Below are 9,482 nucleotides of genomic sequence, written 5' to 3'. Positions count from 1 at the left end.
ATCTTCTTGAGATCGTTGGTGAGCTCCGTGCCATCGACGATGATCTGGCCCTTCTGGTGCTCCTCGAGCCGGTTGATGCAGCGGATCATCGTCGACTTGCCCGAACCGGACGGGCCGCAGATGACCAGCTTCTCGCCGCGCTGAACTTTGAGGTTGATGTCCCGCAACACGTGGAACTCGCCGTACCACTTGTTCACGCCGATCATCTCGACCGCCGTCGCCGTGTTTAACGAGGTCTGCTTCAGCCCCGCAGGGCGTGCGTCATCGCTCGCGGGCCTTGCGGCCTGCTGCATGGTGGAACTCATCGATACCCCTCGAAATCGCGTCTCTGGCGCGTTTCCAGGGAGGATAACTGGGAAGGGGAGCCGTGCAATGCGAGCTAGGGCATAGCTCGATGCTCGGTTGTTATGATCTCAGCGCGCTTCCATCAGGCAGCCGATGAAGTCGCGCACGAGTTCGGATTTGGGCCTGTCCGGCGGCAGGATCAGAAAGCTGCGGCTCTGCACCGGCGGTTCGAACGGACGCAGCACGAGCTGGCTCTGGTCATGACCGGCAATTGCATACGGACTGATCAACCCGACGCCGACGCCTTGCGCGACCAGCGCACAGACGGTCGCGGCATAGATCGTTTCGACCACCACGCGGGGCGGCGCCGCCCCGGCTTCCGACATGATCATGTCGAAGCGCTGGCGGGCGCGATCCTCCGGTACGTAGGCGACGAAATCGACGCCCGAGAGATCGTGTGGGCCGATCACCTCGCGCTCGGCAAGCGGATGGCCGAGCGGCATGGCGCAAAGGGCTCGCGGCTGGACGAAGACCTGGTGGACGACGCCGGTGACATCGATCTCGTCGGCGGCAAGGCCGACATCGTAGATGCCGGACGCGACACCGTCCCGCACGTCCCGCGAGGGCAGGACCATCAGCGTGACGGTCGAATCGGGGCGCAGGCTGCGGAAGCGCAATACGGCGTTGGGGACGATCGAGGAACTCAGGGCCGACAGCGTCGCAACCCTGAGTTGGCCGGCTCCGTAGTCGCGGATGCGGGCGGCACTCGCTCGCAACCGGTCCATGCCGCGGAAATTGGCCTCAACCTCTGCGAAGAAGGTTCGTCCTTCGGGGGTTGGCACGATACGATTGCGCACCCGGTCGAACAGGGCGAAGCCCAGCGACCTTTCGAGCTCCGCGATTAGCCGGCTGACCCCAGGTTGGGTGACTCCAAGAATTTCCGCGGCGCGGGAGACCGTGCCAGCTTTCATGACAGCGGCAAAGACTTCGATCTGACGGCTGTTCAAGCTTGATACGCTCCGTCGAATCCGTAGGCGTCCAGGTTACAACATTGTGCCGAAAAGCCGATCTTCGGAATGCCAACTGGGACCTTTTAGTGCCCGCTGAGGTTTTGCTTCGCTCTGTAACGGCTTTGGCTGAGATGGAGACAAGCGATGTGGCGGACCTCAAGTCAACTGCAGCACATTTGCGCCGATAGCTGGATCGAGACGCCGTTCAAGGTGCATCGGCATAAGTGTAACGCTCAACTCCAAGGACCCTCGGCCGATTTGCAGTGCAAGGAGGTGGCCACCAAAAGCCTTGAAACTATAGTCGCTCCCGGTCGCATGAGCGTGGATCGAGGGCTCTCCGTCTTTCCAGGCCAAGCTGCCGGTAAGATTGGTTAGCTCCAGATTCTCCATGGTTCTGGGCCGAAAGTTTCCCGTCTCAAAGTCAAAGAAGCCGAACGTCACGCTACCCGCAAAGCCGAACCCGAGGATCGTCGCCGACGATATCGCCTCCTCGCGCATCAGGGACGAAAGGCGGGCGAACGCATCGTCGCCCTGACGGAGCACCATGAGATAACCCGTGGGTGTCGGGACATAGCGTTTGGGCTCTGGCACTGACATGGGCGACCAACCTCACTTTTAAGCTGGCAGATGAATGCGTCGACTAGGACTGGGAACGTTTCGTTCCGAGCCAGACCAGCCCGAGGCCCGTGGTGGCGAGCAGTCCACCGGCGATCGGAATGGCTGCATAGCCGAGGCCGAGACTGATGACGCCGGCCCCAACGGCAGCGCCGAGGGCATTGCCAAGGTTGAAGGCCCCGACATTGATCGAAGAGGCGAGGCCCGGCGCTTCGGAGGCCGCCTGCATCACGCGCATCTGCACCGGCGGCACGATGGCAAAGGCCGCAGCTCCCCAAACCAGCAGGCCGACGGCCGCACCGACATGGCTCGCGAACAGGAAGGGCAGCACGAACATGATCGTTGCCAGCGCACCGAGGAAGATCTTGGTCGCGCCGTCCAACGCCCAGTCGGCCAGCTTTCCGCCAAGAGCATTGCCGAAGGTGAATCCAACGCCGATCAACACGAGCCCGAGCGTGACGAAACCGTCCGAGGCTCCGGTCAGGGTTGTGAGCGCGGGGGCGATATAGGTGTAGAGCGTAAACATCGCCCCCGCGCCCATCACGGTCGTCGCCATCGCGAGAAGAACCGTGGGGTGCGTGAGCACGCGCATCTCCCGACGGATATCAGGAATCGTCCCGGGCTCGCCCTTGGGCAGCGCGAACCATAACGCCGTGATCGCCGCGAGCCCGAGCACGGCTGTCCCCGCGAAGGCCATCCGCCAGCCGATCTGCTGGCCGACCCATGTCGCTGCCGGCACCCCGCCGATATTGGCGATGGTCAGGCCCATGAACATGGCGGCGACCGCGCTCGCCTGCTTCTCCTTCGGTACGACGCTCGCAGCCACCACCGCGCCGAGTCCGAAGAATGCGCCGTGGTTGAGGCTGGTGACGAGGCGGGCGAGCAGGAGCGTGATATAGCCCGGCGCCAGCGCCGACATCAGATTGCCGACAGCGAAGATCCCCATCAGCAGCATCAGCGCCGTACGCTTGCCGAAACGGCTGAAGGCCAGCGTCATGATCGGCGCGCCGAGCATCACGCCGATCGCATAGGCGCTGATCAGCAATCCCGCGGTTGGGATCGAGACGTTCACGCCATCGGCGATGACGGGCAACAGGCCCATCGGCGAGAACTCCGTGGTGCCGATGCCGAATGCGCCGATCGCGAGCGCAAGGAGCGCCCAGCGTGCATGGGGTGCGGCGGCCGTCTCGACGGGCGCGGTGCAGGTGGTCGCAGTCATGGTCGCCTCCGCCTCATGCGTCCCAGGCGGGCGCGAGACCCGGCGGGTCGACCAGCCGTCCATCGGGGCGGGCGAGCCGTGTGATGGCCGCCATGTCCGCATCGGACAGCGCGAAATCGAAGATCGCGATGTTCTCCGCGACGCGTTCGGGCTTCGCCGTCTTGGACAGGGCGACGAATCCCTGCTGGACCAACCAGCGCAGAACGATCTGCGCGGCGCTCTTGCCGTAGCGTGCGCCAATCGTCTGCAAGGCCGCATCGCGCGGCACGGCGCCGTCGGCCATGCCGTAATACGCGGTCAGAACGATGCCGGCTTCCTTGGCCGCGACGATGAGCTTGCTCTGATCGAGATAGGGGTGGAGCTCGACTTGGTTGGTGACGATCGGGGCGCTGCTCAACTTCGCCGACTCCCGCATCTGCGCGATATTCTGGTTGCTGACGCCGACGAAGCGGGTCTTGCCCGCTTTCTGCGCAGCGTTGAGCATGGCGACCTGGTCGGCGATGGCGACCTTGTCCGCTGGCCAGTGCAGCAGAAGCAGGTCGACGCGGTCGACCTTCAGCTTGTCGAGGCTCTCTTCCACCGAGGCCGTGAACTTCGTCGGGCTGTAGTTGTCGACCCAGACCTTGGTGGTCAGAAACAATTCGTCTCGGCGCGCGCCCGCTGCTTGCAGCGCCTGCCCGAGAGCCGCTTCGTTGCCGTAGATCTGAGCGGTATCGAAATGGCGGAAGCCAACTTCGAGCGCCGCTGGGACGACGCGCTCGACCTCGGCATCCGACATGCGGAAAACGCCGAAACCAAGCGCCGGAATCTCGGCGCCATGCGCCTTCACAATGTCCATGTCAGGTTCTCCTGGGGTGGTTTAGGCCGCCCGCACCTGCTCGGTGCCGGTCAGCGCTGGAATGATTTCAGCCGCGATTTCGTCGATGACCTCACGGGGAGGGCGCGACGATTGCCTGAGGTTGAGAGCGAGGTGGTCGATTCCGGCGGAGCCTAGCACCCGCAGATTCGCGATCAATTCGTTGCGGCCAAGGCGAGCACCAAAGCGGATTGGCTCGGCGGGAGCGTTGGCGTCTTCAAGCAGATCGAGATGGAAAGCGCTGATGAAGATGCCGCGTCCGGAGGTGGCGGCGCGCCAGCGCGCGGCCTGCGCGGCGAGTTTCTCGGCGCTGCCGGGATAGACGAAGCGGCCGTTCATATGGGCGGCCAGCCAGGCGTCGTCCTGCCTTGCCTGTCCAGCCACGATCAGCGGGATCGTCGGCTGGAGGGGCCGCGGCAGCAAGTCGAGGCTCGCATCCCTGCGCCCGCCCACCGGGATTCCGCCGGGTTGCCAGACCGTGCGAAGATAGTCGACAGCCTCGCGGAAGGCGTCGCCGCGCTTCTCGAAATCGAGACCGAGCAAGGGATATTCGACCGGCCGGTCCCCGGAGGCGACCCCGAGGATCAGACGCCCGCCCGAGAGTGCGTCGACGCTGGCGGCAGCCTTTGCGGTAAAGAGCGGATGGCGGATCGGCAGAACGACGGCAGCGGTGCCGAGGGCCATATTGCGCGTCACACCGGCGAGAAAACCGAGTTGCGTGAAGACGTCATAGACCGAGCCCGCGTCGCCCATGTTGACCTGGTCGAAGACCGGCACGTCGCGCAGCCAGACTGCCGCGAAGCCGAGGCCGTCCGCCCGGCGGATCAGTTCGGTCTGTTCCCGTACATCCGGTACGCCCCGGGGGCGGGAGTCGGCGATCCTTCGGGCTTCACCCGCCGGCGACCAATCATTGTCCAGAGGCAGTTCCAGGCCAAGCGTCAACCGACCCGGTTTGCGGATCAGGTCCAATGCTGAGTGCTGTGTCATGCCTCACGACATAGATCCGCATGGCCGGTCCGATAAGCACGTGTCGCTCCACATCAATTGTGAAGCCGTTTCATTGATGGTGGCGCTCGACCCATACCCGCCTCATCAGGTCCGACTCATGCGAAGAAAGAAAAACAGGAGCCGCTTGAGCTTTGAACTCAAGCGGCTCCTGGTGATGTCTTCAGGCTTGCTTGGCTCGCGAGAGCCGCTTCAGCGCAGGACTCAGGAACTCCATGGCGAGGGCAAGGGCGAGAGCCCCGGCACCGACCAAAAACAGCAGTGTGTAATTTCCGTTGGAATGAGCGAACAACCAGGATGAACCGTAACCGGCTATCGCCTGAAAGGCTGCAAACGCAACGGTCGCCCGGCTCCACACCGCTGCCTGGGCGCAGTGATCGTCGGGCATCATATGATGAACCTTATGCAGGGTGAGTGGCACGATTCCCGGCGGAAATGTTCCAATGACCCAGGTTGCGATAGCGGCGGCGACAAGCCAGGCCGAGCTCGCGAACAGAAGCAGCGCAGCGATCTGAGCCGCCAGGAGCAGACGCGCGGCTTTCGCGCTTCCAACTCTGTCCGCCAACTGGCCGTAGAGCAGGGGGCCGAACATCGCGCCGACGCCGTAGACGATCCAGAATATCGCGCCGGTATTCGCCCCCAGATCTCGGCCGCGCGCGATGAAGTCCGCCAGAAAGACAACCGCGGGGACCAGGCCGACCGCCATCAGGCCGTATTGGACGTAGAGGAGACTCGGGCCAAATCCAGTCGGCGCCGGTTTTGCCGGGCTTTCCTTGGTTTCGGCGCGCGAGACAACGACGTTGGCAGGCCAGGCCCGCCAGCTCAGGACGATCAAGGTGAGAGAGATCGCGGCCAATCCTTCCCACGTCGTGGACAGCCCCCAATGTAGCAGGGCCGGGACGATGGTTCCGGAAGCCGCGATCCCCACTCCGACCCCGAAAAAGATGGCGCCGCTGGCAAGCCCGCGTCGCGGAGCCGGCACGCTGGGCAGCAATGTTGCCGCGACGAGCACCATGATGATGCCACCGGTTATGCCGGACAGGAGACGCCAGGCGAAGAACCAGGCGACCGAGACGGGAAATGCGCAGGCGAGGAAGGCCAGGGCCGTCAAAAGCATCATCGCCTTCAGGACCATGACGTTCCCGAACAGGCGGCCCAGCCTTCGGGCCACCAGCGCACCCGCCAGATAGCCGGCCAGATTGGCGGCGCTCAGATAGATTACGTTGTCTGCGGAAAACCATCCGGCCTCGATGAGAGGCGGAATGAGAGGCGTGTAGGCGAAGCGCGCCAGGCCGATTCCGATCATGCTGGCGGACAGCCCCGCGAACATGGTCGCCCAGGGCATGCTTTTCTCCGGATCGCTGGAATTGATCGTGACCATGGCACAGGTTCCTTCACACCCGACGTGGCGGGCTATTTTTGTCATCACTGTCAAAGATAGCGCGCCTGCCATCTTTGACAATAGTGTCAAGCATTCTTATCTTGCTCCGAGCAATGTCGAGCAGGAGGTGCGTGATGGCGGGAGTGCGGCAGTTCGACGAAGATCGGGTGCTGGCAGAAGCTGCCAAGCGGTTTTGGGAGAGGGGATACTCGGCGACCTCGATGCAGGATCTCGCTGCCGCGACGGGTGTCCAGCGGGGGTCGCTCTACAACGCTTACGGTGGCAAGGGGGCCCTCTTCGTCAACGCCTATCGCCACTACCAGCAGCGCTACATGGAGGGCGTTCGCAAGGCACTTGAGGAGGAGGATCTGCGCGCTGCCCTGCGCAAGCTTTTCGCGTTCAGCATCGATCTGATCCGGGAAGGCAGGCGAGGGTGCTTGACCACCAAAACGGCGACGGACGAGGAGGCTGCCAGCCCCGAGATCCGCGAAGCGTTGAAACGCCAGATGGATGATTTGGAGGCGTGTCTGACGAGCCGATTTACGCAATCTGCGGAGAAGCTGCGGTTGCCGCCCGACGCCACCGCGCGGCTCCTTGTGAATCACACGCGCGGCATGGTGGTATTGGAACGAATTTACGACGATCCCGAACGGCTGAGATCGGACAGCGAGGCGCTGATCGAACTGATCATGGAACGGTGAAGCAATGTTGTCTTTGTCTCTCCGGTTGATCGGCTGGCGTCTTTGAAGCTGTCTCGTCGGGTTTGCCAGCTATGCTGAAACCGTACCCTGATGTCGCGCGGACCATACGTCGCCGTCGGGGGGCGCTGACGGAGTTCGAGCGGCTGTCGATTCTCGCAGATGAGCCGGAAGCGTCGGGCGGGCCACGCCTATCCCATGCCGTCGCCAAGCCGCAGGGCTTCTACCTGTCAATTGCATGAAGCTTCGCGTGAAATCCCGTTGGGAGCGGAAGCCGCACACCACCCTTACGTCCGTGAGTGACAGATGAGGTTCGAGCAGCAGCTTCTTGGCTTCCGTCACTCTGATCTGAGCCAGGTATCGGCGGGGCGACACTCCTGCTGTCTCGCAGAACGCATGTTCAAATTCCGCCGGCGCCATCGAACATTCCTGGGCCATCTGCGCAACCGTCAGGTCCGATGACCACCTCGCCGACATGACTTCCTTGGCACGTTGTTCGCATCGATGTGCTAATCCGGAATTGTTCGGCATCGCTATCTGCTCGTGCTGGAAAACTGAGACATTCGAGCAGGATGTCGCCGTTTCCCCGACATGATAATGCGTTGCGAATCCAATTCAGAAGTGAAATGGGTTCACAAAAGGAGAGCGCCATGGACAACCGAGCAGGCGAGATGCAGGTGTTCACGCGCGTGATCGAAGCGGGCAGTTTTACCGAGGCTGCGCGGCTGATGCTCATGACTCCGTCGACCGTGAGCAAGCTGATCGGCCGCCTCGAAAACCGCCTCGGCGTACGCCTCTTGGAGCGTTCGACTCGGCGCTTGTCGTTAACCGCGGAAGGGCAGGTGTACTACGAGCGAAGTCTCGCTCTCATCGGGGAACTCGACGATGTGGAACGAAGCCTGTCGCAGGGAGTCGCCAGCTCGGGCGGCACCGTTCGGGTTAATGCCTCGGTCGCCTTTGGAGTCTTGGGTCTGGAACCGCTTCTTCCGGCGTTCTGGCATGAGCACCAAAAAATCGCCGTCGATCTTTCCCTGTCGGACGAAATCGTCGATCTCTATCTCGATCGAACGGACGTCGCGTTTCGGGTCGGCCCTTTGCAAGGATCGGCCATGATCGCCAGAAAGATCGGCGTTGCGCACCGCAAGATCGTTGCCTCGCCGGATTATCTTGAACGTCATGGCACGCCGCGTGCTGTTGACGAACTAGCGGTTCATAACTGCCTCGGCTTCAATTTCCGGCGAGCAGCTCCCGTATGGCCACTTAAGGAAAGCGGGCGTGTGGTTGATCGGACCGTCAACGGCTCTTTGCTCGCCAACAACGGCGAGACCGTGCGTCGCATGGCCATAGCCGGGATCGGTTTGGCCCGCCTCGCCGACTATCATGTTCGCGCCGATCTGAATGCAGGCCGGTTGGTGGAAGTTCTGTCCGAAGCCGTCGAAAGCGATGGCGAACTCATCCACGCGTTGTACTTGGGCGGCCCGCGTCTGCCATTTCGGGTTCGTGCATTCCTCGATTTTGTCTGTCCGAGACTCCAGGGCTTTCTGCAGGCTTCGCGATAGTGCCACCGAACGGTACCGCGGCCTCGCTCGTTCCGCGATGACAGGGATCGGCGGGCGCGGATGAGGGCTGTTCAAGCATAGCCAGCGGCTTGCTCACGCTCTTGCCAGTTCGTCTGCCGTCGCGAAATCCGGCAACGGAGCGCGCAATCAGACAAGACGGGCAATAACCCCTTTTGCACTCTGCCTTCGACTGATCGCGGCCAGGGATAGTCACCCTGACGCGTCGCGGAGGCGCAAAACGGAGTGCCGCATGAAGATCTACCTGATGTCGTTGGGGGCCGGGCTCCTGGTCGGCGTGATCTACAGCTTGATCAATGTGCGCTCGCCGGCCCCGCCGGTCATAGCGCTGGTCGGCCTGCTCGGCATCCTGATCGGCGAGCAGTTGCCGCCGCTCCTGCGCGGGCTCTGGGCGAAGGCTCCGGCGGCTCATTCCTGGCACCAGCAAGTCAAGCCGCATGTCTTTGGCCATCTGCCAGGCGGCGGACAACCCTCGCAGGAGACATCGCAAAAGGAGCGCAGCTGATGCCGACGCGTCGTCAAACCACCTTAGGCGCTGCCGCAGGCGCGCTGAGCGGCCTCTTCGGCAGCGCCTCCGCACAGTCCCCGAGTCAAGGATCTCGCCCGATGACCGCTGATCTCATCCTCACCAATGGCCGGTTCACCACGCTCGATCGCGGCAATCCGACGGCTAGCGCGGTCGCGGTCAAGGACGGCGTCTTCCTGGCGGTCGGCGGGCAGGCCGAGGTGATGGCCCATGCCGGGCCGAACACCAGGGTCATCGATCTCAAGGGCCGCAGCGCGTTGCCCGGTCTGATCGACAACCACCTGCACATCATCCGCGGCGGGCTGAAGAA

The 9,482-nt window shown here is 63.0% G+C and carries 12 protein-coding genes; 4 read left to right on the top strand and 8 right to left on the bottom strand.

Features of this window, described 5'->3' with window-relative positions; all coding sequences use genetic code 11:
• From AC1DNE_RS30335 to AC1DNE_RS30305, 7 genes are all read right to left on the bottom strand, one after another.
• A partial coding sequence (locus AC1DNE_RS30335; protein WP_476841366.1) for an ATP-binding cassette domain-containing protein occupies positions 1-206 on the bottom strand: 206 nt, incomplete at its 3' end.
• A gap of 207 nt (positions 207-413) precedes the next feature.
• Positions 414-1,292, bottom strand: coding sequence for a LysR substrate-binding domain-containing protein (locus tag AC1DNE_RS30330; RefSeq protein ID WP_441473953.1), 879 nt, complete (start codon positions 1,290-1,292; stop codon positions 414-416).
• A 159-nt stretch (positions 1,293-1,451) separates the two neighbouring features.
• Positions 1,452-1,892, bottom strand: a complete 441-nt coding sequence (locus tag AC1DNE_RS30325) for a PPC domain-containing DNA-binding protein (protein WP_476767359.1) — start codon at positions 1,890-1,892, stop codon at positions 1,452-1,454.
• Positions 1,893-1,935: 43 nt separating this feature from the next.
• A complete protein-coding gene (locus tag AC1DNE_RS30320) occupies positions 1,936-3,129 on the bottom strand; it encodes an MFS transporter (RefSeq protein ID WP_441473951.1) in 1,194 nt (397 codons plus the stop codon).
• Positions 3,130-3,142: 13 nt separating this feature from the next.
• Complete coding sequence (locus tag AC1DNE_RS30315) at positions 3,143-3,967, bottom strand: aldo/keto reductase (RefSeq protein WP_441473950.1); 825 nt, start codon at positions 3,965-3,967, stop codon at positions 3,143-3,145.
• A gap of 21 nt (positions 3,968-3,988) precedes the next feature.
• Positions 3,989-4,972, bottom strand: a complete 984-nt coding sequence (locus AC1DNE_RS30310) for a TIGR03571 family LLM class oxidoreductase (RefSeq protein WP_441473949.1) — start codon at positions 4,970-4,972, stop codon at positions 3,989-3,991.
• A gap of 181 nt (positions 4,973-5,153) precedes the next feature.
• Positions 5,154-6,371, bottom strand: a complete 1,218-nt coding sequence (locus tag AC1DNE_RS30305) for a YbfB/YjiJ family MFS transporter (protein WP_441473948.1) — start codon at positions 6,369-6,371, stop codon at positions 5,154-5,156.
• A 134-nt stretch (positions 6,372-6,505) separates the two neighbouring features.
• On the opposite strand from AC1DNE_RS30305, the gene AC1DNE_RS30300 reads away from it, so the two are divergent.
• Positions 6,506-7,072: a TetR/AcrR family transcriptional regulator gene (locus AC1DNE_RS30300; protein WP_441473947.1), complete on the top strand. Its 567-nt coding sequence runs from the start codon at positions 6,506-6,508 to the stop codon at positions 7,070-7,072.
• 69 nt (positions 7,073-7,141) lie between these two features.
• Here the strand turns inward: AC1DNE_RS30300 and AC1DNE_RS30295 are convergent, their stop codons facing one another.
• Entirely contained in the window at positions 7,142-7,507 is a 366-nt protein-coding gene (locus tag AC1DNE_RS30295) for a helix-turn-helix transcriptional regulator (RefSeq protein ID WP_441473954.1), read from the bottom strand.
• 212 nt (positions 7,508-7,719) lie between these two features.
• On the opposite strand from AC1DNE_RS30295, the gene AC1DNE_RS30290 reads away from it, so the two are divergent.
• From AC1DNE_RS30290 to AC1DNE_RS30280, 3 genes are all read left to right on the top strand, one after another.
• Entirely contained in the window at positions 7,720-8,628 is a 909-nt protein-coding gene (locus AC1DNE_RS30290; protein WP_441473946.1) for a LysR family transcriptional regulator, read from the top strand.
• 250 nt (positions 8,629-8,878) lie between these two features.
• Positions 8,879-9,151: a XapX domain-containing protein gene (locus AC1DNE_RS30285; RefSeq protein WP_441473945.1), complete on the top strand. Its 273-nt coding sequence runs from the start codon at positions 8,879-8,881 to the stop codon at positions 9,149-9,151.
• Positions 9,152-9,252: 101 nt separating this feature from the next.
• A partial coding sequence (locus AC1DNE_RS30280) for an amidohydrolase family protein (RefSeq protein WP_476841365.1) occupies positions 9,253-9,482 on the top strand: 230 nt, incomplete at its 3' end.

The organism is Allobosea sp. 05L423 (assembly GCF_056397745.1).
The sequence above is the reverse complement of the archived record's forward strand: the minus strand, read 5'-3'. Positions and strand labels throughout refer to the sequence as shown.